We start from the raw sequence: 25693 nt of genomic DNA on the forward strand, positions 1-25693 counted from the left end.
CGGGCGCAAGGAGGTGCGTGGGATGTCAGGTCAGGAAGTTAGGCAGCCGTGGAGGTGGTGAGGGTCTTCGGCTCACCTGCCGTGAAAGCACCTCTCCTGCCGTGCTGAGTGACCCTCAAACCCCGCCCACCAAAGGGCGCGCGCCGGACCGGGGGCCGGCGCTGCCGACCTCCGGGCTAAGCGCTTTATCCCGGCAAGGTCAGGACTGGAGGACAGCTAGGCGAGCCACTCACAGGAGCGCCGGCCCGTCGGGCCGGTCCGGCGCGCGCCCGGCACCTTCGGTGCTGTTCGGGCGCAAGTGGGGGCCAGGATTAGTCCTGTCAGTCGGCGCGGAGCGTCTGGCCTGCCAACCCAGCCCCCCTACCCCGCGGGCGCCTCCAGCGGCCATCCCGCCTCGTCGAGGATCTTCGCCAACCCCGCGAAGGCCTCCGCGGCGGGCACCTTCCCGCCTTTGTCCTGGTTCAGGAACCCCTCCGCCGCCCGCGCCACCTTGATCGCGCGGTCGAGCTCGGCGTCGGTGCCGGTGCTATAGGCGCCGAGGCGGATCAGGTCCTCCATGTCGGAATAGCGCGAGATCGCGCGTTTCGCGGCGTTCAGCACGATGTTCTCCTGCGGGCTGTGACAGCCGGGCAGCATCCGCGAGAGGCTCTTCTCCACGTCCACCGCCGGGAACCGGCCCTGTTCGGAGATCCGCCGCGACAGCACGATATGCCCGTCGAGCGTGCCGCGCACCGCGTCGACGATCGGGTCGTTCAGATCGTCGCCATCGACCAGCACGGTGTAGAGCGCGGTGATCGCGCCCTGCCCCGGCCCGCCAGGGCCCGCGCGTTCCATCAGGCGGGGCAGCTCGGAGAAGACCGTCGGCGGATAGCCCCGCGCCGCCGGGGGCTCGCCAAGGCTGAGGCCGATCTCGCGATGCGCATGGGCGAAGCGGGTCACGCTGTCGACCATCAGAAGCACGTTCCGGCCCGCGTCGCGGAAAGCCTCGGCGACGCTGGTCGCGGTCAACGCCGCCTGCCGGCGCATCAGCGGCGCCTGGTCGCCGGTGGCCACCACCAGGACCGAGCGCGCCATGCCCTCGGGGCCAAGCGCCGTCTCGATGAAGTCGCGCACCTCGCGGCCGCGTTCGCCGACCAGGGCCACGACGATCACATCGGCCTCGGCCTGTTTGGCGAGCATGGCCAGAAGCGTCGATTTGCCGACGCCGGAGCCCGCGAAGATGCCCATGCGCTGGCCCGCCGAGAGCGGCGCGAAGACGTCCAGCGCCTTGACCCCGGTCTCGATGCGCGCGCCGACCTCGCCCCGGGCGAAAGCCTCGGGCGCAGAGGCGTTGCGCGCGCGCTGGGGGGCGTCGGTGGGCAGCGGCCCGCGTCCGTCGAGCGGCCGGCCAAGCGCATCGACCACCCGGCCGATCCAGCCCGGCCCGGGCCGGAAGGAGGCGCTGGCGGGCAGCAGTTCGACCTCGTCGCCGGGGCCCACGCCCTCCCAGCTGCCGTAGGGCAGAAGATGCGCGCCGCGCTGGTCGGCGCCGACGACCTCGCCGGCCACCTCGCCATGGGCGCCGCGCACCGCGCAGATCGCGCCCACCCCCAGCGCCCGGTCGAGCCCGGCCACCGTCAGCCGCAGGCCGATGACCTCTCGGACCCGCCCCACGCGGCGCGCGGCGGGCATCTCCCGGACCTGACAGGCAAGATTAGAAAGCAGCATTTCACAAGAATAGATACAGTAGACGCAAGGTTAAGTCCATGTTAAAACTTGGCCAAGATGTGGGGACAGTCATGAGTTCAGATTCGCTTTCGTTCTTCGATCTCGCCTCCCAGCGGATGAACTGGCTGGCGGCGCGCCAGCATGTGATCTCGGAAAACATCGCCAATGCGGACACGCCCGACTACCGGGCGCGCGACCTGCGGCCCTTCGAGGAGCTGCTCGAGGGCGGCTCGCTCGGCGGTTCGGTCTCGGGCGCGGTGGCCACCACCCAGGCGGGTCACCTGTCCAGCTCCTTCGGCTCCGGCCCCGAGGGCTTCGCCTCCGAGGTCGACGAGGTGGCCTGGGAACAGAGCATCGACGGCAACTCCGTGGTGCTCGAACAGCAGGTCATCCGCGCCACCGACACCGAGGACAGCTACCGCCTGGCGGCCGACCTCTACCGCAAGGCGCACGAGCTGATCTCGCTCGCCGCGACCGGCGGACGGTAAGGGGAGGACCGGCACATGGACCCGCTCAAATCCATCACCGCCATCGCCGCCAGCGGCATGCGCGCCCAGGGCACCCGGATCAAGGTGGTCGCCGAGAACGTCGCCAACGCCGACACCCGCGGCACCACCCCCGGCGCCGATCCCTACCGCCGCAAGACCGTCTCCTTCTCCGAGAGGGTCGACCGGCCGAGCGGCAGCTCCATGGTCGAGGTCTCCAACGTCGGCCGCGCCGAGGGCGACTTCAACATGGTGCACGACCCCTCGCATCCGGCCGCCGACGGCGACGGTTTCGTCAAGGTGCCCAACGTCAACACCTTCATCGAGATGGCCGACCTGCGCGAGGCCTCGCGCAGCTACGAGGCCAACATGAACATGTTCGAGGCCGGGCGGCGGATGCGCAATCGCGTGCTCGACCTGCTGAAGTGAGCTGAGCCATGACCGACAGCATCTATTCCGCCAATGCCGCCCTCGGGGCCTACCGGTCGACCCAGACCATGCCCGCCGAGGCCGATGGCGGCGAGGCGGTCGCCGGCCCCTCGGGGGATTTCGCCAGCCTGCTCTCCGAGGCTTCGACCTCGGCGATCGACCAGGTGCGCGAGGTCGAGCAGGTCATGGCCGAGGGCCTCCTGGGCGAGCGCACCACCCAGGAGGTCGTGCAGGCCACGCTGGAGCTCGAACAGACGGTGAAGCTCACCGTCTCGATCCGCGACAAGCTGGTGGAAGCCTACCAGGACATCATGCGGATGCCGATCTGACCGGGGGGCAGGATGACCGAGGCCGAGGTCTATGAATTCACGTCCGGGATGTTCATGGCGGTGCTCATCGCCTCGACCCCGGTGCTGATCATCGCGCTGGTCACCGGCCTCGTGATCGCCTTCGTGCAGGCGCTGACGCAGATCCAGGAAATGACCCTGACCTTCGTGCCGAAGATCCTGGTGATCTTCGTGGCACTCCTGGCGACCACGCCCTTCATCTACGCCACGCTCGAACGGCTTTCGACGCGGGGCTTCGACGCCATCGCGAGCGGCGGGCTGTGAGGGCGGCCGCCCCTTTCCTTGCGGCCTGCCTCCTGGCGCTTGCCCCCGCCCCGCCGCTGCCCGCGGCGGGCTGGGGCGATTTCTACCGCTCGACCCGCCCCGCCCCGGCGCCCGCCGCCCCGCGCCGTGGCGCGAGCGGCCCAGCGGAAAGCCTGTGCGTCGCCGAGATCCTCGCCGCGCAGGACCGCTACGGCATCCCCGACAACATCCTTCTGGGGCTGGGCCTGCAGGAGGCCGGCACCACCCGCAACGGCGCGCTGACGGTCTGGCCCTATGCGGTCAACTCCGAAGGCCAGGGCCGGATCTTCCAGACCAAGGAGGCGGCCCTGCGCTTCGTCACCGCCGAGCGCGCGCGCGGCGCCCGGTCGATCGACGTGGGCTGCATGCAGGTCAACCTGCGCTGGCACCCCGAGGCCTTCCCCTCGGTCGAGGCGGGCTTCGACCCGGCGCGCAACGTCGATTACGCGGCGCGCTTCCTGGTCCGGCTCTACCAGGAGACCGGCCACTGGCACCGGGCGCTCGGCAACTACCATTCGCGCACGCCCGACAAGCACGACAGCTACACCCGCGCGGCGCTGCGCAACATCGGCGTGGCCAACGAGCGCATCGCCGCCTTCCGGGCGCTGGCCCGGGGCCATGAGCCGGGCCGCACCCCGCCCCCCGAAGCCCGGCCCGCCCCTGAGGTGACCCGCGGCGCGACGCTCTGGTCGACCGGCGGTGAGGCCGGCGAGGCGCGCCACACGCCTTACGGCGTCTACCGGCTGGCGCCGATCCTGCCGACGCTGACGCGGGGGGATTGAGCCATGGCCGACACCACCAGCCAGAGCCGCGCCGCAAGCGCCCTCGAACGCGGGCTCGCCAACCGCGACGTGGCCTTCGCCATCGGCATCACGCTGGTCCTGGCGGTGCTTTTCGTGCCGCTGCCGCCGATGCTGCTCGACTTCGGGCTGGCGGTCTCGCTCTCGCTGTCGGTCCTGATCCTGATGGTCGCGCTCTGGATCCGCAAACCGCTGGAATTCAACGCTTTCCCGACGCTTCTCCTGGTCGTGACCATGCTGCGGCTGTCGCTGAACGTGGCCTCGACCCGGCTGATCCTGTCCGAGGGGCACACCGGCGCGGGCGCCGCCGGCGGGGTGATCGAGGGCTTCTCGCGCTTCATCGTCGCGGGCTCCTACGCCATCGGCATCGTGATCTTCACCATCCTCGTGGTGATCAACTTCATCGTCATCACCAAGGGCTCGACCCGGATTGCCGAGGTCTCGGCGCGCTTCTCGCTCGACGCCATGCCGGGCAAGCAGATGGCCATCGACGCCGACCTCGGCGCCGGGCTCATCGACGAGAAGGAAGCGCAGGAACGCCGCCGCAAGCTCGAGGACGAGAGCAGCTTCTTCGGCGCCATGGACGGTGCCTCGAAATTCGTGCGCGGCGACGCGGTGGCAGGCATCATCATCACGCTGATCAACGTGATCGGCGGCATCCTGATCGGCATCCTGCAGCACGGCATGTCGATCGGCGCCGCGGCCAATGCCTATACCACGCTGACCATCGGCGACGGGCTGGTGACGCAGATCCCGGCGCTGATCGTCTCCATGGCCGCCGGCCTGATCGTGACCAAGGGCGGCACCGTGGGCGCGGCCAACGAGGTGGTCCTGTCGCAGCTCGGCCGCTTCCCCAAGGCGCTGATGATGGCGGCGGCGCTGCTTCTCCTGATGGGCCTCCTGCCCGGCTTCCCGATCCCGATCTTCGCGCTTCTGGCCGCCGGCATGGCGACCCTCGGCGTGGTCATGCAGCGCAACGCCCAGGCCGCCGAGCGCCGCGCCGCCGAGGAGGCCCGCCGCGCCAAGGTGGCCCAGCCCGAGACCGAGGAGGACAGCCTCAAGGAGACCATGAAGCTCGACGCGCTCTGCCTCGAGCTCGGCCAGGCGCTGGTGCCGCTTTCGGACACCGGCGAGGCGGCGCTGCCGGGCAAGATCAAGAGCCTGCGGGCCTTCTTCGCCCGCGACTACGGCTTCGTCCTGCCCACGGTGCGGATCCGCGACGACGCGAGCCTGCCGCTCAACGACTACCGGATCCTGGTGCATGGCGTCTCGGCGGTGCGCGGCGAGGTGCGCCCCACGGGCCGCATGGTGCTGACCCCGGAGGGCCCGCCGACCCACATTCTTGGCACCCCCGCCAAGGACCCCGCCTTCGGGCTCGACGCGCTCTGGGTCGACATGGAGAACGCCCGCCGCGCCGAGGAGATGGGCCTGACGGTGGTCGATCCCGAAAGCGTGCTGACCACCCATCTGACCGAGGTCGTGAAGGAGCATATGCCCGACCTCCTGACCTTCGCCGACACCAAGGAGGCGGTGGAGCGGCTCGACCGCGACTACCAGAAGCTGATCACCGACCTCTCGGTGCCGAGCCCGGTGATCATGCTGCAGAGGGTGCTGCAGAGCCTCCTTTCCGAGCGGGTCTCGATCCGCAACCTGCCGCTGATCGCCGAGGCCATGGCCGAGGCCTGCCGCTCGAGCCAGAACGAGCGCAAGATCGTCGAACACGTGCGCCAGCGGCTCTCCAAGCAGATCTGCGCCGGGCTGACCGACGCCGAGGGCTATGTGCCGGTCATCGCGCTTGGCCCGAGCTGGGAGCGCGAATTGATCGAGGCGCTCTCGACCCGCGGCGACGAGACCAGCTTCACCATGTCGCCGAAGCGCGTGCAGGACTTCGTGCTCGACGCCCGCCGCGAGATCCAGACCCACGCCCAGTCGAACAAATGGCCGGCGATCCTGGTCGCCGCCGAGGTCCGCGGCTACGTCCGCTCGATGCTCGACCGGGTCAGCCCGGGCACGCCGATCCTGTCGCATGCCGAGATCCACCGGAAGGTCTCGCTGCGCACGGTCGGGCAGATCGGGGGCTAGGCCCCATGGAGCTTTCCACCTTCCTGACCTCGCAGATCCTCGGCAGTTTCGCGGTCTTCGCGCGGATCGGCGGCATCTTCCTCTTCATGCCGGGCTTCGGCGAAAGCGCGATCCCGGTGCGCCACCGGCTGGCGCTGGCGCTGGTCCTGTCGATCGCGCTGGCCCCCGCCCTGCCGGTGGGCCCGCTCGACATCGCCGCCCCCGGGGCGCTCCTGCCGGTTCTGGCGCTGGAGCTGACGCTGGGCCTCTGGTTCGGGCTGACCGGCCGCATCGTGATGAGCGCGCTCGACTTCGCGGGATACCAGATCGGCATGATCTCGGGGCTCGCCAATGCGCTTTCGCCCAATGTCGGCGCCTTCGAGGGCGCGACGCTCCTGGCCTCGGCCCTGATGCTGGCGGGCACGGCGCTGATCTTCGCCATCGACCTGCACCACGTCATCATCGGCGCCATGGTGATGTCCTACGAGGTCTTCCCCCTCGGCCGGCTGATGCCCGGCGACATGGCCGAACAGATGATCGGCGCGGCCAAGGCCAGCTTCTACGTGGGCCTCTCGGTCGTGGCGCCCTTCTACGTGCTCTCGGTGGTGCTGCAGGTGGGCCTGGGGCTCGCCAACCGGCTGATGCCGACGCTGCCGGTGTTCTTCGTGGGCATGCCGGTGCTCCTGGGCGCGGGCCTCCTGGTCACCGCCGTCGCGGTGCCTTCGCTCCTCTCGGGCGTGGTCGGCGCGCTGGCCGACTGGCTCGGCATGCTCAGGTTCTGAAAGGGCGGGGATGGCCGAGAACACCGAGGACCGCGACAGCCGCACCGAGGAGCCGACAGAGCGAAAACTCGCCAAGGCCCGCGAGAAAGGCGATGTGCCGAGTTCCAAGGAGCCCGGCAACATGATGGTGGCGCTCTCGCTCTTCGTGCTGGCGGTGCTGATCCTGCCGCTGACCGGCCCGCAGCTCACCGCGACGCTGACCAAGATCCTCTCGCTCGCGGGCACGGTGGAGGTCGGCGGCAGCGCCCAAGGGCTGCGCGACGTGGGGGCGCTCACCAGCCGGCTCTTCTGGGCGGCGGCGGTGACCCTGGTGCCGGTCTTCGGCACGATGATGGCGCTGGCGGTCTTCGCGGTGCTGATCCAGGGCGAGGTGGTGGTCTCGGCCGAGCGCATCCGCCCCAAACTCTCGAAGATCTCGCCCGCCGAGGGGCTGAAGCGGCTCTTCTCCAAGGACACGCTGGTGGAGTTCGGCAAGAACCTCGCCAAGATCGGCGCGGTGGCGATGATCGGCCTCTTCGTGACCCAGGGCGCGGTGACGCGGATCTGGCAGGGCACCGGCTTCGCCCCCGAAGCGCTGCCGCCGCTCCTCTTGCGCGAGACCGCGAAGGTCTTTCTCTGGACCTCGGCGCTCTTGGTGCCGCTGGCGATCCTCGACATCATCTGGAAGCGCTTCCAGTGGCGCGAGAAGCAGCGCATGACCATCAAGGAACTGCGCGACGAGATGAAGGAAAGCGAGGGCGACCCGATGATCCGGCGCCGCCGCGAGGAGCTGCGCCGCAAGCGGCTGCGCCAGCAGATCGCCACCACCGTGCCGGAGGCCACGGTGGTGCTGACCAACCCCACGCATTTCGCCGTGGCGCTGCGCTACGAACAGGGCCGCGACGCGGCCCCGGTCTGCGTGGCCAAGGGCGCCGACCTGATGGCCGCGCAGATCCGCAAGCTCGCGCATGAACACGGCGTGCCGGTCCTCGAGAACAAGCCCCTGACCCGCGCGCTCTACGAGGTGGTCGAGGTCGACGCGCAGATCCCCGGCGACCACTGGCGCGCCGTGGCCGAGATCATCCGCTACGTGATGGAGCTGAAGAAGAACGCCCGCCGCGCCCCGCCACCCGGCACCACCCCGCGCGAGGATTGAGAGGCGCTGGGGGCCGCGGCGCCGGCGCGTTGGGCTCCCGCTGCCGGGCACAGCGCGGCGCGCCTCGATGGCAAAGTGTCCCCGGCCGAAGACCGCGAGACGGGCGTCAGTTGCCACGCACCGCCGCCAAACAGTCTGCCAGCCGGGCGACGCGCCAACTCCGCTCCCCCCCAGAAAAGCCCAAACGACCCGCAAAAGAGCGCGCGCCACCTCACCCCCAATTCGCGCCTGCAACACCGCCCCCCCACCCACAAGCAAAACCGCCCAACCAAGCGCCTCTTCCTTGCGCATGACCGGGCTGAAAATACCTCCGGGGGTGAATGCGGGCCGCAAGGCCCGCAGAGGGGGCAGAGCCCCCTGCCCGGACCCCAACAAAAACCAAAACCTAGAAAAAGATCACTTCAGCCGGATCCCGGTCAGATCCTGGTCCCCCGGCAGCTGCGCGCGTTCGAGCAGGATCTTCGAGATCGCCCGCGCCCGGACCGGGCTCAGCCCGGCCATGACCGGGGCCGCGTCGCGTTCGCGCATGGCGCCCAGGACCATGACGGTCACCTCCAGGTCCATGTCGTCCATGATCCGCGCCGCGTCGTCGGGTTTCATCGCGGAATAAAGCGAGACCAGCCGGTCGACGTCCTCGGTGTGGCGCGCCTCGGCGCGTTCGAGCAGGCCCGAGAGCTCGCTGCGCAGGGTCTCGAGCCGCACGCTGCGCAGCTCCATGTCCTCGACCGCGAGCGCGACCTCGGAGGCGCGGGCCTCGAGCCGGTCCTTCTCGGCGCGCAGCAGCGCCCGCTCCTCCTTGATGGTGTCGAGCAGCACCTCGGGCATCTCGCAGCCCTCGGCGAGGATGCGGTCGGCGGCGCTGCCGACCTCCATCTCCGCGGGCGCGGCGTCAGGCGCGGTCTCGGCGGCCTCGGCGGCGCTCACGAAGCCGCGCGGGCGCTCTTCGGGGGCGGGCGGCGGGGCGGCGGGAAAGGCCAGGACGCCGAGGCGCAGGACCGCCGCGGTGCCGAGCACCGCGAGCAGCCATTGGGTGCGGCTGAGGGTCATGCCTCGCGGCTCCTTGCGGTCTCGAAGAAGGAGCGCACGAGCGCCGATTTGCCGTCGATCTGGGCGACGCCATTGGCCCCGGCCGGCGCGGGCTCGGGCTCCGAGCGGCGCGAGCGGAAGGTGAAGGGCGAGGAACTCGCCGGCTTCTCCACCCGGGGCTCGGCGCGGTCGCGGTCACGCTCGCGGCCAAGGCTCGGATGCGGCCCGGCGGCGGAGCGCAGCTTGACCACCGTGTCCTCGGACCGGTCGACGGCGATGGAATAGTCGTCGATGGCGGGCCTGAGCTCGGCCAGCACCCGGGTCAGCCGCCGCACGCGGCGGTCGAGCACCACGCCGAAGCCGATGGCGACGACCAGGAGCACGCCGATGGCGATATCGATGAATTGACCGATCATGGGATGAACCCCTCCTCTTCGAAAGTCGTGCGGCTGATGCGCACCGCGGCCGCGCCCGAGCGCCGCCGCCCCATCGAGCCATGGGCGACCACCTGGCCGCTGGTGGCCAGCGCCACCTCGTCCTCGGGCCCGACGCCGAGGTCGATCACCGTGCCCGGCTTCCAGCCGAGCGCCTCGATCAGCGGCACGCGCAGCTGCCGCAGGATCGCGTGCAGTTCCACGCTGGTGCCCGAGACCGCGGTCTCCATGCCGTGTTCCCAGGCCACGTCGTGGCCGATGGATTCCCCCATGAAGAGCTCCGAGAGCTTGGCCCGGGTCTCGTCCAGCGCGATATGCGGGATCACCAGCACCAGGCCGCCGCCGCGACCCTCGAGGTCGATGGTGCAGGCAAAGCGCGTGGCGGGACTGGTGGAGGCCGCGACCATGGCCGACTGCGGGCTGGTCTCGAAATGGCTGAGCTTGAACTTCACCGCCTCGACCGGGGCGAAGGCCTGTTCGAACTCGCGCAGCACCGTGTCGGTGATCTGCTGGGCCAGCCGTTTCTCGATCGAGGTGAAGCTGCGCGGCGTCCAGTCCGAGGGCGCCGCGGTCCGCCCGCCGAGCAGGATCTCCAGAAGCGAGAACAGGAGCTTCGGCTCCAGCGCCAGGACAAAGCGGCTGTCCCAGGGATGGGCGTCGCAGATCGCGGTCAGCCAGCTCGGGTCGATGCCGTTCAGCGCCGGCCCCATGTTGAGGTAGCGCACATCCTCGAAGGTCGGCTCGGCCTGCACGCCCGAGAAGCTGCGCAAGGCCCCCGAGAGCCCCTGCAGGAGCCGCTCAAAGATCTTCTCGAGCATCGGCAGGCGCTCGACGTTCTCGACCGAGGCGCGGATGATCTCTTCCTCGAGGTATTCGCGGGTCTGGGTGGCGTCGGTCATTGGATCACCAGGTCGGAAAGCAGCACTTCGCGGGGCGCCTCGCTGTCGGTGACCTCGCGGGCGCGGCGCAGGATCTCGGTCTTCAGGAGCGCCAGCCCGGCGCTGCCCTGCAGGTCGTCCTCGGTCAGGTGGCGCAGGAAGTCCTGCACGCTGTCGCGCAGGTAGGGTTCGCGGTCGGCGACCCGCTCGGCGCCCTCGGCCTCGGGGTCGACGGCCAGCGCGACGTTGAGCTTCAGGAAGCGCGAGGTGCGCCGCCCGGTGGCGGTGATCGCGGTGATGTTCACGATCATCTCGTCGAGCGGCATGATCTCGACCAGCGCCTGCTTGGCCTTGCGCGCGGCGATGTCCTCGGGCGAGCCGGGCTCGGGCGGCGTCGCCTCTTCCTCGGCGGCCTCCCCGCCGGTCAGAAGCGCCATGACCCGGTCGGGCCCCAATGCCAGGACCGCGCCGCCCGCCCCGGCCAGGGCAAAGAGCAGCACGCCCAGCACCGCAAAGAGCGCGAGACGCTTCTTCCGCTTGGGTGGCTGATCTGAGGAGCTGTCGCTCTCCGCCATGGGTCGCCTCAATCTATTCTTGGCTATTCTTGAACAAAATTGGATTGACCTTCAAGATTAAAGATGCACAGATAGGATTAATAGAAGATTAAAGAAACCATCCGGGCAACTACGGGCAATCTCCTCCGAGGGACGTGTGGAAGAGTTGAAGAATAACCTCCTGTCGCTGGGAACGACGCGCCTTGCAGCGCTCGCGGCGACCGGGCTGGGCCTGGTGCTGGTGGTCTTCCTGGGGCTCGGCACGGTCTTCGCCCCTTCCTTCCGTCCGCTCTACGGCGACCTGGAACCCGCGGCGGCCAGCCGCATCGTCTCTTCCCTGGAACAGGCCGGCTTCAAGGTCGAGCTCGACAGCACCGGCCGCGTCGTGCGGGTCCCCGAAGAGGATCTCGCGCGGGCGCGCATGGCGCTGGCCGACCAGGGGCTGCCGGCCCAGGGCTCGCCCGGCTGGGAGCTTTTCGACGAGGCCAGCGGGCTCGGCATGAACAGCTTCATGCAGCGGGTGAACCGGCTGCGCGCGCTCGAGGGCGAGTTGACCCGCTCGATCCGCACCATCGAGGGCGTCGAGGCGGCGCGGGTGCACCTGGTCCTGCCCGAGCGCGAGGCCTTCTCGAGCACCCGCCCCGAGGCCAGCGCCTCGGTCATCATCCAGAGCCGCGCGGGCTACGAGGTCTCGCGCCGCCAGGCGCTGGCGATCCGGGCGCTGGTCGCCTCGGCGGTGCCGGACATGGCGGCGGGCAAGGTCACGGTGCTGTCGTCGAGCGGCGAGACGATCCTGTCGGAGGACGGCGAGACCCCGGGCGATGTCTCGCTCGCCGGGCAGCAGGCGACGCTCGAGGACCGCTTCTCCAACCGCGTCAGCCAGATGCTCGCCGCGCGGCTCGGCGCCGAGAACGTCCGCGTCCAGACCAATGTCGCGCTGACCACCGAACGCCAGGTGATCCGCGAGCAAAGTTTCGACCCCGACCAGCAGGTCGTGCGCTCGACCGAAAGCCGCGAGGAGCAGCGCGAAGGCAGCGAGGCCGCCGACGGCGAGGTCGGCGTGGCCAACGATCTGCCCCCGGAACTCGGCGGCAACCCCGCCAATGCGCCGCGCTCGACCAACCGCAGCGAGCAGACCAACGAAGTGGTCAACTACGAGATCGGCAGCACCACCTCCGAGACCGTGCGCGAGCCCGGCGACATCGAGCGGGTCTCGGTCGCGGTGCTGGTCAACGGGCTCTACGAGGCCGACGGCACCGGCGCCCCGGTCTACCGCGAGCGCACCGAGGACGAGCTCGAACAGATCCAGCGGCTGGTGCAATCGGCGATCGGCTTCGACGCCGCGCGCGGCGACACCGTCTCGGTCGAGAGCATGCAGTTCATGGCGCTCGAGAACGACCCGCTGGTCTCGGGCGGCTCGCCGCTCGGCGACTTCCTGGCGCGGAACGGCATGACCATCCTGCGCGGCCTCATGGCGCTGGGGATCGTGGTCGCGGTCCTGGCCTTCGCGGTGCGCCCGGCCCTGCGCCAGGCGCTGAGCGCTCAGAAGTCCAAGGAAGGCGAGACGCCCGCGCTCGACACCAGCGGCCCGGCGCCGCAACTGCCCGCGGGCCAGCAGCCGCGCGCGCGGCTTGCCCCCGCCGGGGCCGAGCGCGCCCAGGCCGGCCCGGGCGAAGTGGCGCGCATCGAGCCCGCGATCGACAACATCCTTTACGACGACGGGCAGGACGACCTGGTGACCCTGGCCTCGGTCCGCGGCGGCGTGCGCAAGCGGCGGGTGCAATCCGTCGGCGACCTGGTGGATGCGGAGCCCGACGAGTCGCTGCGCGTCCTGAGACACTGGCTGGCGGAGGGATGAGATGACGCGGTTTGTCTTCGACCGGGATTTCGACAGGGAACTGGACATGGAGCGCGGCGACGCGCCCCCGCCCGAACGCATCTACACCACCGCCGAGGTGCAGGAGGAACTGGCCGCCGCCCGCGCCCAGGCCTTTGCCGAGGGCGAGGAAGCGGGCTGGAAGAAGGCCCAGGACGAGGTCCTGAGCACCGCCGACCACAACCGCCTGAGCGCGCTGATGACCATCGCCGAGCGGATGGACCGCCTGCTGGCCGGTGACGCCGAGCATCGCGCCAAGCTTGAGCAAGAGATCCTGGGCTTCATCCAGGCGGTCTTCGAGAAGGTCACCCCGCATGCGCTGGCGGCCTTCGGCGAGGCGCGGCTGCGCGAAGAGATCATGGCGACGCTGAAACTGGCGCTCGGCAGTGCGGTCCTGCGGGTGCGGCTCAGCGCCGAGGAAATCGAGCGGCTCGACCCCGAGATCCGCCGCCAGGCCGACAAGCTGGGGCTGACCGCCCGGCTCGACATCGCCGCCGACGCCGAGCTTGCCGCGGGCGATGGCCGCGTCGATTGGGACGACGGTTTCATGGAATACAGCTACGCCGCGGTCTGCGAGCGGGTCCTGCACCTGATCCGCACCGCGCCGCCCGCCTCCGAGGGCAGCGCCGCCTCCTCCTCCTCTGCCGCCGCAACCAGCCGGAAAGAAAGCCATGTCTGACAGCGACACGCCCGAACCCGCCCCCGCCTCCGGCCCGGCCGGCCGCGCGGGCCAGACCGCCAAGCCCGCCGAGGGTGAGGCCGGCGCCAAGACCGGCCAGGGCGCCTCTGCCGCGCTGACCGGCGACAGCCTGCCTGAGCTCGAGGACGCCCCCACCGGCGAGGGCGAGGCCGCCCCCCGGCGCGGCAAGGGCCCGGCCAGCATCGAGGCCATGCTGAACGTCGACCTCGACGTGCGGGTGGTGCTGGGCGACTGCAAGATGCCGATCTCGACGCTGTTGAAGCTCAACCGCGGCTCGGTGGTCGAACTGGACCAGCGCATCGGCGACCCGGTGCGGATCGTGGTCAACGACAAGACCGTGGCGCGCGGCGAGCTGGTCAAGCTGGCCGGGGAACGCATCGGCGTCTCGCTGACCGAGATCGTCCGCGAGCACATCGGCGAGGGCTGAGGGGATGCGCGCCCGCCGCCTCCTGGTCCCGGCGCTTCTGGCCGGGCTGGCGCTCTGGGCGCTGCCGGCCGCCGCGCAGGAAGGCGGCGGGCTGCTCGACTCCATCTCCGATGCGCTGAGCGACGCGGCCCCCGGCTCGGACGAACAGGCCCAGCTCTCGGGCCGGATCGTCCAGCTCATCGCGCTGATGACGGTCCTGAGCGTCGCGCCCGGCATCCTGGTGGTGATGACCAGCTTCACCCGCTTCGTGATCGTCTTCTCGATCCTGCGCTCGGCGCTCGGGCTGAACCAGACCCCGCCCAACATGGTGCTTTCGGCCATGGCGCTTTTCATGACCTTCTTCGTCATGCAGCCGGTGCTGGTCGACAGCTGGGAGGACGGGCTCGAGCCGCTCCTGAACAATTCCATCACCGAGGAACAGGCGGTGCCGCGCATCGCCGGGCCGTTCAAGAGCTTCATGTTCGCCAATACCCGGCCCAAGGACCTTGAGCTCTTCGAGGACATCGCCGCCCGCTCCGAGGGCAGCGAGGTCGGCCCCGCGCCGCAAAGCGCCGAGGAGGCGAGCTGGCGCTCGCTGGTGCCGGCCTTCATGATCTCGGAGCTGCGCCGGGCCTTCACCATCGGCTTCCTGATCTACCTGCCCTTCGTCGCCATCGACCTGATCGTCGCCTCGATCCTGATGAGCGCGGGCATGATGATGCTGCCGCCGGTGCTGGTCTCCCTGCCCTTCAAGGTGATCTTCTTCGTCCTGATCGACGGCTGGTACATGGTCGCGGGCAGCATGATGGAAAGCTATTTGCCGCCGGTCGGCGGATGACGAGAGGAGCGCGCCGATGAACGCCGCCATCGAGCACACCAGCTACGACACCAGCGCCCGCGCCGCGCCGCCGCGCTCGGCCTCGGGGCAGATGCTGAAGGGCGCCGAGAAGGCGGCGGTCCTGTTCCTCTGCCTGGGCGAGGATCGGGGCACGGCCTTGATGAAGCGGCTCTCGGACACCGAGATCCGCAACCTGACGCATTCCATGGCGGGCCTCGGGGTGATCCCGGCGGCGGCGGTGGAAGCGGTCATGCGCGAGTTCGGCGAGTCGGTGGCCAATGGCGGCAGCGTGGTCGGCTCCTTCTCCATGGCCGAGACGATGCTGCGCAAGGTCCTGCCCGAGGACCAGGTCGGCTCGATCCTGCGCGAGATCCGCGGTCCCCTGCAGGAGCGTGACCTCTGGGCGCGGTTCAGCGCGCTGAACGAGACCTCGATCGCCAATTACCTGCGCTCCGAGCACGACCAGACCGCCGCGGCGATCCTCAGCAACCTCGAGGCCAATGTCGCCGCCAACGTGCTGCCGCTTCTGGGCGAGGAGCGGATGATCTCGATCATCGAGCGCATGGTGCGCATGGACGCGGTGCCGAGCCACATGATGCGGCAGATCGAGGAGACGCTGCAGAAGGACATCGCCAGCGTCGCCGCCCAGCCCACCGTGGCCGAGCGCCACAAGCGGCTGGCGGATCTGTTCAACCGGCTCGACAACCAGCTTTTCGAGAAGCTCTCGCCGACGCTCGAGGACCGGATGCCCGAGGCCTTCCCGGAGATCCGCCAGCGGATGTTCACCTTCGACGACCTGATCCGGCTCGACGCCACGAGCCTGGTGCGGGTGATGCGCACGGTCGAGGGCAACACGCTGCCGATCGCGCTCAAGGGCGCGAAGGACCACGTGCGGGATCACTTCCTGTCCTGCCTGCCGACGCGCTCGCGCGACATGCTGGACGAGGAGCTGCAGACCATGGAGCAGCCGAAGCGGAAGGACACAAAGAACGCGCAACGGGCGCTGCTGGACTGCGCCCGGCAACTCGCCGCCGAGGATGTGATCGAGCTGCCCTCGCCGGACGACGAGGCGGAGTGAGGCGGCTGAAGGTGGGGCTCGGGTGAGCGCCCGGGTGAGTGCCGCTGTTCGGCTGGGGCGGTTTGGGGCTTGGGTGAGGTGTCGCCTTGCTTGAAGCCAGCGCCGCCGCCCACCTCTTTTCAGCGTCCAGCCACCTCCCAAATCCTCCGGTCAAAGCACCGCCACCACCCCCCGCGCCCTCCTTGCGCCCGAATAGCACCGAAGGTGCCGGGCGCGCGCCGGACCGGCCCCTTGGGCCGGCGCTTCTTGGGATGGCGCGCATAGATCGCCTTTAGTCCTAACCTTGCTGCCATAAAGTGCTGAGCTCAAAGGTCAGCAGCGCCGGCCCCCGGTCCGGCGCGCGCCCTCTGGTGGGATGTGTTGAGAGGGGGATGGGCTTCGGCGTTGTGCGAAGGGCCCGGCACGCTCGACGCCCGCCAGCCCGCACAATGCCCCAAACCTCACCGATACGGGTTCTGCGGCACCGCCGAGAGCATCTCGAAATCGAAGGTCACCGGCGCGAAGCTGCCGCGGGGTTGCAGGAGCTGCACCGCGGTGTTCTGAGCCGCACCGGCGCCGCTCAGGGCATCGGCGATGGCCACGTAGCGCTGCATGATCTTGGTCACCTCGTCCGGGTCCGACAGCGTCTCGAGGTCGATCTTCTCCAGAAGCAGCTCCGCCTGCTTGTCGATATCGAGCCCCACCGTCGCCTCGGGGATGCCGAAGGCGGTGCGCAGCACCTTGGCGACATCCTTGTCCTTGAGGATGTCGAAGGCGGTCTCGATCCCGCCGGCCTGTTCGCGGAAATAGAGCGCCCGGCCCACCGTCTCGTTCTCGCTCTCGCGGGCGTCGAGGAACTGCCGGGTCACGTAGCGGTCGACCATCCAGTCCTGCCAGGACTGGCTCAGCGTGTTGGTCGTGCCGACCCCGTCGGGGCCGAAGTCCAGCGCCTTGTAGATCTCGCGGAAGCGGGGATCGGTGAGGCGGTTCACCAGGGCGCTCGTATCGCTGATGTCGCTTTGAAACATCTTCTTCATCAGCGCCTTGCCGGGGATCTGCGCCTCGAGGTCGAAGGCCCGCATGACGAAGCCGTAAAGCTCGGGATCCCCCATCAGGTCGTCGACGGTCTCGACTTCGGCGATGTTCTCGCGGAAATGCTCGATGGCGCGGGCGTGCTGGGCGGAGGAGCGGATGATCTCGCGCGAGCTGGCTTCGGTCGCCTGGGCGACCTGCAGCCCGGCGATCGAGTTGAGCCCGGTGATCACGGCGTGTCGGCCGCGCTGCGCCGCTCCGGCGCGGCGACCTCGGGAGAGGTCTCGGTGACGGCGTCCGGGCCAGCCCCGGCCTCGGGCGCCTGCCCTTCGGGCGCATCCACGTCCGGCGCGCTGACCATGGCCAGGAGCTTGGCCTCGTGTTCCAGCACCGGCCGCAGCGCCACCAGCGCGCGGTAATAGTCGCTCTGGCTGACGTGGTTGGCGGCCTCGAAGAAATGCGAGCGCACCTTCACCCCGAAGAGCGAGGCCAGGTTGGCCAGCCCCGCCTGGATCTTGGGCGCCACGCGGGTCCGCTGGTCGGCGTGCACCAGGGCGATCTGGATCAGCAGGCAGATGCGCTTGGTGGGCGTATCCGCCTGGCTCTCGGTCAGAAGATCGCTGCCGCGGATGATGTCCGCGCGGTTCTCGATGTGGATGGTCTGCCGCTTGTTGGCATTGCGAATGACGCAGCCATTCACGACAACCCGTTCGTTCGGTTTCAGCGTGATGGCCAGCGGCATTGCTCAGAGCTCCTGCGGTTGCGGCGCGACGCCGTTGAGACCCGCGACGATCTGGCGGTTCACGCCGACAAGATCGCCCAGCCCGGCCTCGCCCGAAAGGACCGCGGTGGTCTGCCGGTCGACCCAGAGGCCGATCGAAATGAGTTGCGCGCGCAGGCCGGCGGGCAGCTGGTTGCCCTCGGAGGCCAGGTCGTAGCGCAGCTCCCGCCAGAGCGTCTGGTTGTCGATCAGCGCGCGGCGCAGCCCGCCCGCCAGAAGGCCCATGCGGTCGAAGCGCGAGCCGGCCTCGTAGTCCTGAAGATAGCCGTCGAGCTCGGCGGTGACGCGCGACATGACGCGCCGCTCGATGCTGCGGGGCGATTCACTCTCGCGGATGTTCTGCTTGTAGGCTGCGATGCTCATGGGTCCTGTCCTGCCCTAACGTCCCTGAAGGATCTCACGTCTTTTTCTGAGGGGAAGCGGCCCCCGGGAAGGGGCCGCTCCAAGCTCGTGACCTTACTCCGCGATCAGCGGAACAGGCTCAGGATGTTCTGCGGCGCCTGGTTGGCGATCGACAGCGACTGGGTGGCCAGCTGCTGCTGCACCTGCAGGGACTGCAGACGCGCGGCTTCGGATTCCATGTCGGCATCGATCATCGAGCCCACGCCGGAGTCGAGACGATCGCTCAGCTCCATAAGGAAGTTTTGCTGAGTTTCGATCGCTTTCTCGGCAACACCGAGGCTGGTGGCCTCATCGGTCACAGTGGACAGGAAACCTTCCGCTGCAACCAGTGCCGCTTCGAGGTCCCCGGCGGTCGTGGCGTTGTCGATGTTGATCGTCGCGAAGCTGGTGTTGGACGCGGCCACGCCACCATCATCCGCGAGCAACTGCAGGTCGGTCGTGGTGAAGGTGATCTTGGTGGTCGAGATCGCGCCAGCGGCGTCGCGGCTGACACCCGAAGCCACCGTTTTCGCACCTGCACCAGCGGTGTTGATCAGGTTCTCGCCGTTGAACGAGGACTGATTGATCGCCGTAACCATTTGGTCCTTGAGCGACGTCAGTTCTGCCTGAACCTTGACCTGGTCAACGCCTTCGTTTTGCGCGAAGGCAAGGCGATCCACGAACTGCTGCGCGAGATCCACCATGGTCTCGGCCCCAAGACGCGCGGTGGACACCGAGTTCTTGGAGAGGGTCAGCCCCTCGTTGACGGCCTTGTTCATCCCGCTTTCCGAGTTCATCGTCGTGGAAATCGAGAAGTAAGCGGCGTTGTCCTTTGCGGACTGCACCTTGAGACCGGTCGAGATCCGGCCCTGGGTTTCGTCGAGCGACCCCGTGATCGAACGAAGGGTCGAGAGGGCGTTCATCGCCGCGCCGTTGGTAAGAATGGAAGACACGTTCTTCTCCTGCTCTTGCTATGTACAGACCGTCCTTCTGACGGTCCTGCGGATTGGTCCGCTATGTTGGAGATTACCGGCGGCGGTTACTGCCGGGTTAATCTCAGGCCTCCCGGTTGAGGCGTTGCGGGTTGGCCACACCGGCCTCGCGAGTGCTGCCGTCGGCCCCGTAGAGACCGCCCAATCCCTGCCGCTCCTGGAGCGAGGCAAGATCGCGGGCGAGCCCGCCCATGGTGTCGCGCAGATGCGCGATGCGGACCCCGTTCGCGGAGAGCATGTCCTTCAGCGCGGCAAGCCGCGCGCGCAGTTTCTCGTCGCGCTCGGCGCGTTCGGCCAGCGCCCCCTGCCCGGCTTCGAGTTCGTTGAGAAGCCGCGACTTCTCCTCAAGCTCGGCGCCAACCGCCGCGCCCTCGCCGCGGGCCAGCGCCCCGGCCTCGCGCTTCAGCAGTTTCTCGAGCGCCGTCAGCGGCGCCAGCGTGCTGTCGCTCATCCCGTCTCTCCTCGTCCCTGGTAGGCGCGGATCGCCGTTTCCACCTGGCTCGCCAGCCCGACCGAGCCGTCTTCGGCCAGGGCCTCGGCCATGGCCTTCGACAGGAAGGAGCGCCACATCTCCTCGGCGTGGCCGCCGCCGAAGCTGCCGACATCGGCGGTCTTCAGCATCTGGTCGACGGTCTGCGACAGGAAGGCGGCCTCGAACTCCTTGGCGATCTCGGCGGCATCGCCCTGCGCCTCGGCCCCGCGCGCCGTGGCACCGGAGCCGGCGGCGGCGCGCAGCATGCCGAGGTTCAGCCCCAGCGGGCCCTCGGGGCCCATCTCAGATGATCTCCAGATCGGCGTGCAGCGCGCCGGCGGCCTTGATGGCCTGCAGGATCGAGATGGTCTGCGAGGCGGTGATGCCGATGGCATTGAGCCCGTCGACCAGCCGCCGCAGGCTCACGTCGCCTTCGAGGATGGTGAAGCGGCCGAGGGATTCCTCGACCCGCACCTCGGTCTGGGGCACGACCACCGTCTCGCCGATGGAGATCGGCTCGGGCTGGCTCACCTCGATGTTCTCCTTGACCATGACGGTCAGCCCGCCCTGGCTCACCGCGACCTCGGAGATCCGCACGTTGGCGCCCATGACGATGGTGCCGGAGCGGGCGTCGATCACCACCTTGGCGCGGCTGTCCGGGGTCACGAGCAGCCGTTCGATATGGGCCATGGTGCCCATGATGTCGCCCTTGCCGGCGCTGGCGCGGACCTCGACGGTCGAGGGATCGAGCGCCCGGGCCGCATTGCCGCCGATGGCGTCGTTGACAGCCTCCGCCACGCGCATGGCGGTGGTGAAATCCGGGTCGCGCAGGGTGATCCTGAGGCTGTCGAGGCTGGCAAGCTCGAAGCCGATCTCGTTCTCGACCGTGGCGCCGTTCTCGATCCGCGCGACGGTGGGCACGCCTTCGACGATGGAGGCATTGGCGCCCTGCGCGGCGTAGCCCGCCACGGCGATCGGGCCCTGGGCCACGGCGTAGACCTCGCCGTCGGCACCGGAGAGCGGCGTGACGATCAGCGTGCCGCCCCGCAGCGAGGTGGCATCCCCCAGCGAGGAGACCACCACGTCGATGGTCGAGCCGCGCCGCGCGAAGGGCGGCAGCATGGAGGTGACCATGACCGCGGCGGTGTTGTTGGTGTTGATGCTGTCCTCGGAGAGGTTGCCGACGCCGAGACGCTCCAGCATGCCCTCGATGCTCTTCTCGGTGAAAGGCGAGTTGCGCAGACTGTCGCCGGTGCCGTTCAGGCCCACGACCAGGCCGTAGCCGACCAGCTGGTTCTCGCGGACGCCCTCGAAGGTGGCGATGTCCTTGATCCGCACGTCCGCCGAGGCCCCGCCCGCTGCGACCAGCGCGGCAAGAAGAAAGGTCCGGGCCGCAAGGCGGCACGCGCGAAAGACTGCCCACATGAGCCAACCCCCAAGGGTTTGATCCGGCTTTTACCTTACAGCCCCCGCTGAATTAGACAAGAATAAATATGTAAATATAACTTTTATTCTTGTTAATTCTTGGGCGCGATGTCATGGTTTTGAAAAGGAACGAAGTGGAGGCGTCCCCTCGGACCGCGCAGCCGATGCACATTTTTCTATTCGAGCCACGCGCCGAGCGGGTCGCGGGCCTTGAGGCAGAGCTGACCAAGGGCGGGTTCACCGTTGTGCCCGTCGGCGCGCATTTCTTCGCCACCGACCAGACCACCCTGCGGGCGCGCAGCCATGACCGCACCGCCTTCCTTCTGGCCGATACGCCCGAGGTTCTGGCCCAGGTGCGCCAGCTGCGCGCGGCGGGCTGCGACGCGCCGATCCTGGTGATGCGCGACATGCGCAACGCCCGCGCCACCGCCGAGACGCTGGACGCAGGCGCCGACGACGACCTGGTGATCCCGGTGAAATCCATCGAGCTGAAGAGCCGGATCAACTCCATCGCGCGCCGCGCCGCGGGCCATGCGGCCGAAAGCGTGACGCTGGGCGAGGCGGTGATCTATTTCGACGGCCGCAACCCCGAGATCTCGGGCCAGCCGGTGCCGCTCTCGCGGCGCGAATACGCGATCTTCCACGAGCTGGCGCTCGGGGCGGGCCGCGTGGTGTCGAAAAGCGCGCTTTACGACGCGGTCTACGGGATGCTCGAAGACCGGCCCTTCGACAAGGTGATCGACGTCTACATCTGCAAGATCCGCAAGAAGTTCTCGCAGGCTTCGGACCTCGCCCATCCCTATATCGAGACGGTGCACGGGCGCGGCTACAAGCTGACCGAACCGGGCCTCACCGAGGCCGGCACGGCGGAATGGAGCCTCAGAGGTAGTTCAGAAAACTCAGCTGTCCGAGCCGCGCGGTGACCGTGTAGGTCGCCTGCAGCCGCGACTCGAGCTCGGTCAGACGCATCGCCGCGTCATAGGCGTCGACGCCCTCCAGCTCGGAGCGCTCCGAGGTCAGCACGTTGCGCCGCTCCGACAGCCGTTCGGTCGCCAGCTCCAGCCGGTTCTGCGAGAAGCCCAGCCGCGCCTCCATATCGAGCACGCCGCCCACCCCTTCGCTGACCTTGTCGACCGCCCGGCCCACCCATTCGCTGTAGGCGCCCTCGTCGCCGATCTGGCTGGCGTCGGTCCCGGCCAGCATGGCAAGCCCCTGCATCAGGTCGCGGAAGCCCTGGTCGTCGGCCTGCAGCCCGTAGCTCAGTCGCGTGTCGGCGTCGATCTGCGCGGCGACCCGCGGGCCGGTGCCGTCAGCGCCGTAGTAGAAGACCTCCTCGAAGCGCAGCCCCGCCGGGGCGGCGGGATCGCTCGCGAACATGGCGTCCACGGTGTCGGCCTTGGCCGCGGCATCGGCGGCAGTCGTCAGCCCGCCGCCCAGGACCGCCGCCATGGCGTCCTCGGGGCTGAGCCCCGCCCCGCCGTCGCGGTTCCATTCGGTCAGCGCCGGCTGGTCCGCCGCCACCCCCGAGAAGAGCTTCTTGCCGGCATAGGTGGTGTTCGAGAGGTTGGCGATCTGGGTGAAAGCCGCCTTGGCCGCCGCCTGCAGCTCGCTGGTGGTGGCGCCCTCGCTGTCGCGGCTGCCGACGCTGAAGGCCAGGAACTCCTCGGCGATGGTGCGCAGGTCCTGCAGCACCGTCGCGGTGGTGTCGAACTGGCTTTCCAGGAGCTTGTTCGAGGTCAGGAAGGACTCGGTGCGCTGCAGCTCGGCGCCGACGTTGAAGGCCCGCGCCGCCTTGGAGCCGAGCGCCCCGTAGGGATCGGCGTGCCGCCCGGTCGACAGCTCGGTCGAGGCGCGGTTCACCTCGGCGTTGAGCTGGCCGATGATGTCGCGCCGCGTGGTGAAGGCCTGGAAGGTGGATTTCGGAAGGATGCCGTAGGTCATGGGCGCGCCGGTCCTCAGAAGGCTTCGAGCAGGTCGTCCATCATCCGGTTCAACGCGGCGATGACCTGCGAATTGGCCGCGAAGGCCTGTTCGATTTGCAGAAGGGTCTGGATTTCGGTGTCGACGTTCACGCCCTCGGTGGCGGAGCGCTGGTTGGCGATGGCGCGCGCAGCGGTATCGGCCGCCGCGCCCTTGCGCTCGGCGGCGCTGACCTCGGCGTTCTGGCCCGACAGGAGGTTCGCGGCATATTCCGAAACCGTCATCATGTCGCCCAGCCCGCGCGCCGGGTCGAAGCCCTGCCGCGCGCCAAGCGCCGCGACGAAGTCGAGGACCTGCGTGCCGTCGGCGCTGTCGCCCGGGACCGCGGCCCCGATGCCGTCGCGCAGCCGCCAGAGGTCGCCGCCCTGCTCGGGGTCGACCGCGGTATTGACCGCGATGCGCCCGGCGAGCCCTTCCTGCGCGGTGGGATCGAAGGCGGAGCCGGCATCGGTGAAGAGCCCCGCCTGCCCCGGCCCGAGGCTCGCGTCGGCGTCCTCGAAGGTGGTGACCATGGCGCGGGCCAGCTCGTCGAGCTGATCGCCCATCTGCGGCAGCCGGTCGGTCAGAAGGGTGATCTCGGCGGCCAGCGCACCGCTGGTCAGCCCGCGCCCGCCGGGGCGGCCCGGGGTGATGTCGACGCCGCCCGCGGTCAGCGTGCCGCTGGCGCGGTCGTAGTCCAAGGGATGCGCGCGGCTGCCCTCGATCAGGCTGGCGCCATTGCCGGTCATCACGTCGACCGTGCCCTCGCCGCGGCTGATGACGCGCAGGTCGACATGCTGGGAGAGCTTGTCGATCGCCATGTCGCGCTGGTCCATGAGGTCGGCGCGCTCCACCGAGCCCGCGCTCGCCGAGGAGATATAGGTGTTCAGTTCGGCGATCTCGGCGGTCAGCGCGTTGACCGAGGTCACCTCGGAGCCGATCGCGGCCTCGGCCCGCGCGGTGGCGTCGCCGAGCGCCCGATGCGCGCTGTTCAGACCCGCGACCAGGTCCTGCGCGCGGCGCAGCACGCCCGCCTGGACGTTGCGCGCGCCAGGATCGACCGTCAGCAGGTCGAGCTCGGTCTGCAGCGCCGCCACCCGGTCGGGCAGCGTGCCCGGCTCGCCCGGCGCGCCCAGCTGCGCGGTGTAGATCGACAGCCCCGAAGCCATGCGGTCGTGGTAGCTGCCCGCCGAGGTCTCGGAGCGCTGGCGCCCCTGCAGCACGCTGTCCACCTGGCGGGTGACGCCGGTCGCCCGGACGCCGTTGCCATTGGTGCCGCTGGTCAGATCGACGCCGCGCCGCACGTAGCCGGGGCGGTCGGCGTTGGAGATGTTGTTCGAGGTCACCTCGGCGCGGACCCCGATCGAATCGAGGCCCATCCGGCTGGCGGTCAAAGCGGAGGTAATCGTCATGTCTCAGCGCCCCTTCAGCGCGCGGCCCGGGCCTAGCGTTTGATCTGCAGCGTTTCCTCGAGCATCTGGTCGGTGGTGGTCACGATCTTGGCGTTGGAGGAATAGGCCCGCTGCACCTGGATCAGGTCGGTCAGCTCCTGGGCCACGTTCACGTTGGAGGATTCCAGCGCGAAGGCCGAGATCGGCCCGACCGCTCCGCCGCCCGAGAAGAGCAGGTTCAAAGGCCCGCTCGAGAGCGAGATCTTGTAGGTATTGCCGTCCCCGGGCGCGAGCCCGTCGGGATTGGCCACATCGGCCAGCGGGATCTGGTAGAGCGCCTTGCGCGCGCCGTTGTCGAAGACCCCGTAGACCATGCCGTCGGCATCTATGTCGGCCGAGACCAGCGTCCCGGCGCTAGCGCCGTCGGAGCTGATCGTCAGGCCCGAGTAATCGCCCGCGAACTGGGTCAGCCCGCCGTAGGCATCCGGCGCGCCGAGCGTGATCTCGACGTCCTGGGGGATCGCCCCGGTGTCGAGCGTCACCGTCGCCGTCCCGGTGGCGGGATCGAAGGCGAAGGCGGCCGGCGCGGTCGCGAGGTTCTGCACGTTGGTGTAGCTCGCCGGCGAGCCGGCATTGGCGCCGCTGTCGTTAAAGGTCACATCCGCGCTGCCGAGGACCGCGCCCTCGTTGTCGCTGAAGGTCATGGTCCAGAGGTCCTCGGTGCCCGAGGGCGCGAAGGCGACGCTCATGCGCTCGGCCTCGCCCAGGGGCGTGAAATACTCCACCGAGGAGATGAAGGGATCGCCGGGCGTCGCGAGCCCCGTGGCCTGCGAGGGCAGGTTGGCGCGCACGTCGATGGCGCTGGTGGCCTGGCCCGCGATGGTCTGGTCGCCGATGTTCACCGTCTCGAGGTCGGAATAGGAATTGGTGTCCACCGCGCCGATGGCGCCGCTCTCGTCGACCGGAAAGCCCGCGAGGTAGTAGCCCGCGGCGTTGACCAGGTTGCCCTCGTCGTCGGGCGAGAAGCTGCCCGCGCGGGTCAGCGCGTAATTGGCCTGGTTGGCCTCGTCGGCGTTCTCGGAGACCACGAAGAAGCCCGAGCCCTCGATCGCGAGGTCGGTGGCGCTGGTGGTGCCGCGCACCGCGCCGGTGGTCGAGATATCGTGCCGCTGCTCGGCCCGGACGCCCGCGCCCTCGGCGGTCTGGTCCGAGCCCACCGTCTCGGAGACCATGGAGGAGAAGCTGCGCTTGTAGCCGTCGGTGCTGGCGTTGGCGATGTTGTTCGAGATGTCGCCGACGCGCTCGGCATTGGCATTCAGCCCGCTCACGCCGATCTGCATGGATTGCGAAATGCTCATCTGTCTGTCCCTTCTGCTTGTGCGGCCTTGCCCGGCAAACAAGCTTTTGCGGCATATTCCATGATATTGTCCGGCACAGTTTCGGGCGGGTTAAAGAAAACGGGA

The 25693-nt window shown here is 69.2% G+C and carries 29 protein-coding genes; 14 read left to right on the forward strand and 15 right to left on the reverse strand.

Annotation, left to right across the window (positions count from 1 at the left end; genetic code table 11):
* Nucleotides 1–360 precede the first annotated feature (360 nt).
* Nucleotides 361–1707, reverse strand: coding sequence for a FliI/YscN family ATPase (locus ACX938_RS09240; protein WP_255702728.1), 1347 nt, complete (start codon nt 1705–1707; stop codon nt 361–363).
* A gap of 71 nt (nt 1708–1778) precedes the next feature.
* Here ACX938_RS09240 and ACX938_RS09245 point away from each other — a divergent pair, with 71 nt between their 5' ends.
* Genes ACX938_RS09245 through ACX938_RS09280 form a run of 8 tightly spaced genes read left to right on the forward strand, consistent with a single transcriptional unit; the run spans nt 1779 to nt 8028 of the window.
* Nucleotides 1779–2195, forward strand: coding sequence for a flagellar basal body rod protein FlgB (locus ACX938_RS09245; protein WP_232751993.1), 417 nt, complete (start codon nt 1779–1781; stop codon nt 2193–2195).
* A 15-nt stretch (nt 2196–2210) separates the two neighbouring features.
* On the forward strand, nt 2211–2621 hold the full coding sequence (flgC, locus tag ACX938_RS09250; protein ID WP_459430823.1) for a flagellar basal body rod protein FlgC: 411 nt from the start codon (nt 2211–2213) through the stop codon (nt 2619–2621).
* Between the two features lie 8 nt (nt 2622–2629).
* On the forward strand, nt 2630–2950 hold the full coding sequence (locus ACX938_RS09255) for a flagellar hook-basal body complex protein FliE (protein ID WP_459430824.1): 321 nt from the start codon (nt 2630–2632) through the stop codon (nt 2948–2950).
* A 12-nt stretch (nt 2951–2962) separates the two neighbouring features.
* On the forward strand, nt 2963–3232 hold the full coding sequence (locus tag ACX938_RS09260; RefSeq protein WP_232751996.1) for a flagellar biosynthetic protein FliQ: 270 nt from the start codon (nt 2963–2965) through the stop codon (nt 3230–3232).
* A complete protein-coding gene (locus tag ACX938_RS09265) occupies nt 3229–4032 on the forward strand; it encodes a lysozyme family protein (protein ID WP_459430825.1) in 804 nt (267 codons plus the stop codon). The genes ACX938_RS09260 and ACX938_RS09265 overlap by 4 nt, the downstream gene beginning before the upstream one ends.
* Before the next feature lie 3 nt (nt 4033–4035).
* Nucleotides 4036–6132 (forward strand): flagellar biosynthesis protein FlhA, encoded by a 2097-nt coding sequence (gene flhA / locus ACX938_RS09270; RefSeq protein WP_232751998.1) that lies wholly within the window; start codon nt 4036–4038, stop codon nt 6130–6132.
* A gap of 5 nt (nt 6133–6137) precedes the next feature.
* A complete protein-coding gene (locus tag ACX938_RS09275; RefSeq protein ID WP_232751999.1) occupies nt 6138–6893 on the forward strand; it encodes a flagellar biosynthetic protein FliR in 756 nt (251 codons plus the stop codon).
* A 10-nt stretch (nt 6894–6903) separates the two neighbouring features.
* Nucleotides 6904–8028 carry an EscU/YscU/HrcU family type III secretion system export apparatus switch protein gene (locus tag ACX938_RS09280; RefSeq protein ID WP_459430826.1) on the forward strand — a complete coding sequence of 375 codons (1125 nt, stop codon included), beginning with the start codon at nt 6904–6906 and terminating at the stop codon, nt 8026–8028.
* A 396-nt stretch (nt 8029–8424) separates the two neighbouring features.
* On the opposite strand, the gene ACX938_RS09285 is transcribed toward ACX938_RS09280, so the two are convergent.
* The 4 genes from ACX938_RS09285 to ACX938_RS09300 are packed head-to-tail and all read right to left on the reverse strand — an operon-like array spanning nt 8425 to nt 10941.
* Nucleotides 8425–9075, reverse strand: coding sequence for a MotE family protein (locus ACX938_RS09285; RefSeq protein WP_459430827.1), 651 nt, complete (start codon nt 9073–9075; stop codon nt 8425–8427).
* Nucleotides 9072–9470, reverse strand: a complete 399-nt coding sequence (locus ACX938_RS09290; protein ID WP_459430828.1) for a flagellar motor switch protein — start codon at nt 9468–9470, stop codon at nt 9072–9074. The genes ACX938_RS09285 and ACX938_RS09290 overlap by 4 nt, the downstream gene beginning before the upstream one ends.
* A complete protein-coding gene (locus ACX938_RS09295) occupies nt 9467–10387 on the reverse strand; it encodes a FliM/FliN family flagellar motor switch protein (RefSeq protein ID WP_232752003.1) in 921 nt (306 codons plus the stop codon). The genes ACX938_RS09290 and ACX938_RS09295 overlap by 4 nt, the downstream gene beginning before the upstream one ends.
* On the reverse strand, nt 10384–10941 hold the full coding sequence (locus ACX938_RS09300; protein ID WP_459430829.1) for a flagellar basal body-associated FliL family protein: 558 nt from the start codon (nt 10939–10941) through the stop codon (nt 10384–10386). Before ACX938_RS09300 ends, ACX938_RS09295 begins: the two co-directional genes overlap by 4 nt.
* 136 nt (nt 10942–11077) lie before the next feature.
* Here ACX938_RS09300 and fliF point away from each other — a divergent pair, with 136 nt between their 5' ends.
* Genes fliF through ACX938_RS09325 form a run of 5 tightly spaced genes read left to right on the forward strand, consistent with a single transcriptional unit; the run spans nt 11078 to nt 15818 of the window.
* On the forward strand, nt 11078–12778 hold the full coding sequence (gene fliF, locus ACX938_RS09305) for a flagellar basal-body MS-ring/collar protein FliF (protein ID WP_459430830.1): 1701 nt from the start codon (nt 11078–11080) through the stop codon (nt 12776–12778).
* A 1-nt stretch (nt 12779) separates the two neighbouring features.
* Nucleotides 12780–13475 carry a FliH/SctL family protein gene (locus ACX938_RS09310; RefSeq protein WP_459430831.1) on the forward strand — a complete coding sequence of 232 codons (696 nt, stop codon included), beginning with the start codon at nt 12780–12782 and terminating at the stop codon, nt 13473–13475.
* Nucleotides 13468–13923 (forward strand): FliM/FliN family flagellar motor switch protein, encoded by a 456-nt coding sequence (locus ACX938_RS09315; protein WP_459430832.1) that lies wholly within the window; start codon nt 13468–13470, stop codon nt 13921–13923. Before ACX938_RS09310 ends, ACX938_RS09315 begins: the two co-directional genes overlap by 8 nt.
* 4 nt (nt 13924–13927) lie before the next feature.
* On the forward strand, nt 13928–14740 hold the full coding sequence (gene fliP / locus ACX938_RS09320) for a flagellar type III secretion system pore protein FliP (protein WP_232752008.1): 813 nt from the start codon (nt 13928–13930) through the stop codon (nt 14738–14740).
* A 16-nt stretch (nt 14741–14756) separates the two neighbouring features.
* Nucleotides 14757–15818, forward strand: a complete 1062-nt coding sequence (locus tag ACX938_RS09325; protein WP_459430833.1) for a flagellar motor switch protein FliG — start codon at nt 14757–14759, stop codon at nt 15816–15818.
* Nucleotides 15819–16258: 440 nt separating this feature from the next.
* On the opposite strand, the gene ACX938_RS09330 is transcribed toward ACX938_RS09325, so the two are convergent.
* The 7 genes from ACX938_RS09330 to ACX938_RS09360 all read right to left on the reverse strand — a co-directional run bounded on the left by ACX938_RS09330 (nt 16259) and on the right by ACX938_RS09360 (nt 20880).
* Nucleotides 16259–17062: a DUF1217 domain-containing protein gene (locus ACX938_RS09330; protein ID WP_459430834.1), complete on the reverse strand. Its 804-nt coding sequence runs from the start codon at nt 17060–17062 to the stop codon at nt 16259–16261.
* Nucleotides 17059–17571, reverse strand: a complete 513-nt coding sequence (locus ACX938_RS09335) for a flagellar biosynthesis repressor FlbT (RefSeq protein ID WP_459430835.1) — start codon at nt 17569–17571, stop codon at nt 17059–17061. Before ACX938_RS09335 ends, ACX938_RS09330 begins: the two co-directional genes overlap by 4 nt.
* Before the next feature lie 3 nt (nt 17572–17574).
* Nucleotides 17575–17973 (reverse strand): flagellar biosynthesis regulator FlaF, encoded by a 399-nt coding sequence (locus tag ACX938_RS09340; RefSeq protein WP_232752012.1) that lies wholly within the window; start codon nt 17971–17973, stop codon nt 17575–17577.
* A gap of 104 nt (nt 17974–18077) precedes the next feature.
* Nucleotides 18078–18944 (reverse strand): flagellin N-terminal helical domain-containing protein, encoded by an 867-nt coding sequence (locus tag ACX938_RS09345; RefSeq protein ID WP_459430836.1) that lies wholly within the window; start codon nt 18942–18944, stop codon nt 18078–18080.
* A gap of 103 nt (nt 18945–19047) precedes the next feature.
* Nucleotides 19048–19434, reverse strand: a complete 387-nt coding sequence (locus ACX938_RS09350; RefSeq protein WP_459430837.1) for a hypothetical protein — start codon at nt 19432–19434, stop codon at nt 19048–19050.
* Complete coding sequence (locus ACX938_RS09355) at nt 19431–19757, reverse strand: rod-binding protein (protein WP_459430838.1); 327 nt, start codon at nt 19755–19757, stop codon at nt 19431–19433. The genes ACX938_RS09350 and ACX938_RS09355 overlap by 4 nt, the downstream gene beginning before the upstream one ends.
* A gap of 1 nt (nt 19758) precedes the next feature.
* A complete protein-coding gene (locus ACX938_RS09360) occupies nt 19759–20880 on the reverse strand; it encodes a flagellar basal body P-ring protein FlgI (RefSeq protein WP_459430839.1) in 1122 nt (373 codons plus the stop codon).
* Nucleotides 20881–21044: 164 nt separating this feature from the next.
* Between ACX938_RS09360 and ACX938_RS09365 the strand changes: the two genes are divergently transcribed.
* Nucleotides 21045–21803, forward strand: a complete 759-nt coding sequence (locus ACX938_RS09365; protein WP_459430840.1) for a response regulator transcription factor — start codon at nt 21045–21047, stop codon at nt 21801–21803.
* On the opposite strand, the gene ACX938_RS09370 is transcribed toward ACX938_RS09365, so the two are convergent.
* From ACX938_RS09370 to ACX938_RS09380, 3 genes are read right to left on the reverse strand one after another with little or no spacing between them, the layout of a single operon-like run.
* Nucleotides 21760–22821, reverse strand: a complete 1062-nt coding sequence (locus tag ACX938_RS09370; protein ID WP_459430841.1) for a flagellin — start codon at nt 22819–22821, stop codon at nt 21760–21762. The genes ACX938_RS09365 and ACX938_RS09370 overlap by 44 nt on opposite strands.
* 14 nt (nt 22822–22835) lie before the next feature.
* Nucleotides 22836–24251: a flagellar hook-associated protein FlgK gene (gene flgK, locus ACX938_RS09375; protein WP_459430842.1), complete on the reverse strand. Its 1416-nt coding sequence runs from the start codon at nt 24249–24251 to the stop codon at nt 22836–22838.
* A 32-nt stretch (nt 24252–24283) separates the two neighbouring features.
* A complete protein-coding gene (locus ACX938_RS09380) occupies nt 24284–25588 on the reverse strand; it encodes a flagellar hook protein FlgE (protein WP_459430843.1) in 1305 nt (434 codons plus the stop codon).
* Between the last annotated feature and the right edge of the window lie 105 nt (nt 25589–25693).

The sequence above is a fragment of the Roseivivax sp. genome (assembly GCF_054552075.1).

Excerpts from the sequence above, each read along its gene's own strand:
- ACX938_RS09240 (WP_255702728.1), bottom strand. The coding sequence starts at position 1,707 with ATGCTGCTTTCTAATCTTGCCTGTCAGGTCCGGGAGATGCCCGCCGCG.
- ACX938_RS09245 (WP_232751993.1), top strand. The coding sequence starts at position 1,779 with ATGAGTTCAGATTCGCTTTCGTTCTTCGATCTCGCCTCCCAGCGGATG.
- flgC (WP_459430823.1), top strand. The coding sequence starts at position 2,211 with ATGGACCCGCTCAAATCCATCACCGCCATCGCCGCCAGCGGCATGCGC.
- ACX938_RS09255 (WP_459430824.1), top strand. The coding sequence starts at position 2,630 with ATGACCGACAGCATCTATTCCGCCAATGCCGCCCTCGGGGCCTACCGG.
- ACX938_RS09260 (WP_232751996.1), top strand. The coding sequence starts at position 2,963 with ATGACCGAGGCCGAGGTCTATGAATTCACGTCCGGGATGTTCATGGCG.
- flhA (WP_232751998.1), top strand. The coding sequence starts at position 4,036 with ATGGCCGACACCACCAGCCAGAGCCGCGCCGCAAGCGCCCTCGAACGC.
- ACX938_RS09275 (WP_232751999.1), top strand. The coding sequence starts at position 6,138 with ATGGAGCTTTCCACCTTCCTGACCTCGCAGATCCTCGGCAGTTTCGCG.
- ACX938_RS09280 (WP_459430826.1), top strand. The coding sequence starts at position 6,904 with ATGGCCGAGAACACCGAGGACCGCGACAGCCGCACCGAGGAGCCGACA.
- ACX938_RS09285 (WP_459430827.1), bottom strand. The coding sequence starts at position 9,075 with ATGACCCTCAGCCGCACCCAATGGCTGCTCGCGGTGCTCGGCACCGCG.
- ACX938_RS09290 (WP_459430828.1), bottom strand. The coding sequence starts at position 9,470 with ATGATCGGTCAATTCATCGATATCGCCATCGGCGTGCTCCTGGTCGTC.
- ACX938_RS09295 (WP_232752003.1), bottom strand. The coding sequence starts at position 10,387 with ATGACCGACGCCACCCAGACCCGCGAATACCTCGAGGAAGAGATCATC.
- ACX938_RS09300 (WP_459430829.1), bottom strand. The coding sequence starts at position 10,941 with ATGGCGGAGAGCGACAGCTCCTCAGATCAGCCACCCAAGCGGAAGAAG.
- ACX938_RS09310 (WP_459430831.1), top strand. The coding sequence starts at position 12,780 with ATGACGCGGTTTGTCTTCGACCGGGATTTCGACAGGGAACTGGACATG.
- ACX938_RS09315 (WP_459430832.1), top strand. The coding sequence starts at position 13,468 with ATGTCTGACAGCGACACGCCCGAACCCGCCCCCGCCTCCGGCCCGGCC.
- fliP (WP_232752008.1), top strand. The coding sequence starts at position 13,928 with ATGCGCGCCCGCCGCCTCCTGGTCCCGGCGCTTCTGGCCGGGCTGGCG.
- ACX938_RS09325 (WP_459430833.1), top strand. The coding sequence starts at position 14,757 with ATGAACGCCGCCATCGAGCACACCAGCTACGACACCAGCGCCCGCGCC.
- ACX938_RS09335 (WP_459430835.1), bottom strand. The coding sequence starts at position 17,571 with ATGCCGCTGGCCATCACGCTGAAACCGAACGAACGGGTTGTCGTGAAT.
- ACX938_RS09340 (WP_232752012.1), bottom strand. The coding sequence starts at position 17,973 with ATGAGCATCGCAGCCTACAAGCAGAACATCCGCGAGAGTGAATCGCCC.
- ACX938_RS09350 (WP_459430837.1), bottom strand. The coding sequence starts at position 19,434 with ATGAGCGACAGCACGCTGGCGCCGCTGACGGCGCTCGAGAAACTGCTG.
- ACX938_RS09355 (WP_459430838.1), bottom strand. The coding sequence starts at position 19,757 with ATGGGCCCCGAGGGCCCGCTGGGGCTGAACCTCGGCATGCTGCGCGCC.
- ACX938_RS09360 (WP_459430839.1), bottom strand. The coding sequence starts at position 20,880 with ATGTGGGCAGTCTTTCGCGCGTGCCGCCTTGCGGCCCGGACCTTTCTT.
- ACX938_RS09365 (WP_459430840.1), top strand. The coding sequence starts at position 21,045 with ATGCACATTTTTCTATTCGAGCCACGCGCCGAGCGGGTCGCGGGCCTT.
- ACX938_RS09370 (WP_459430841.1), bottom strand. The coding sequence starts at position 22,821 with ATGACCTACGGCATCCTTCCGAAATCCACCTTCCAGGCCTTCACCACG.
- flgK (WP_459430842.1), bottom strand. The coding sequence starts at position 24,251 with ATGACGATTACCTCCGCTTTGACCGCCAGCCGGATGGGCCTCGATTCG.
- ACX938_RS09380 (WP_459430843.1), bottom strand. The coding sequence starts at position 25,588 with ATGAGCATTTCGCAATCCATGCAGATCGGCGTGAGCGGGCTGAATGCC.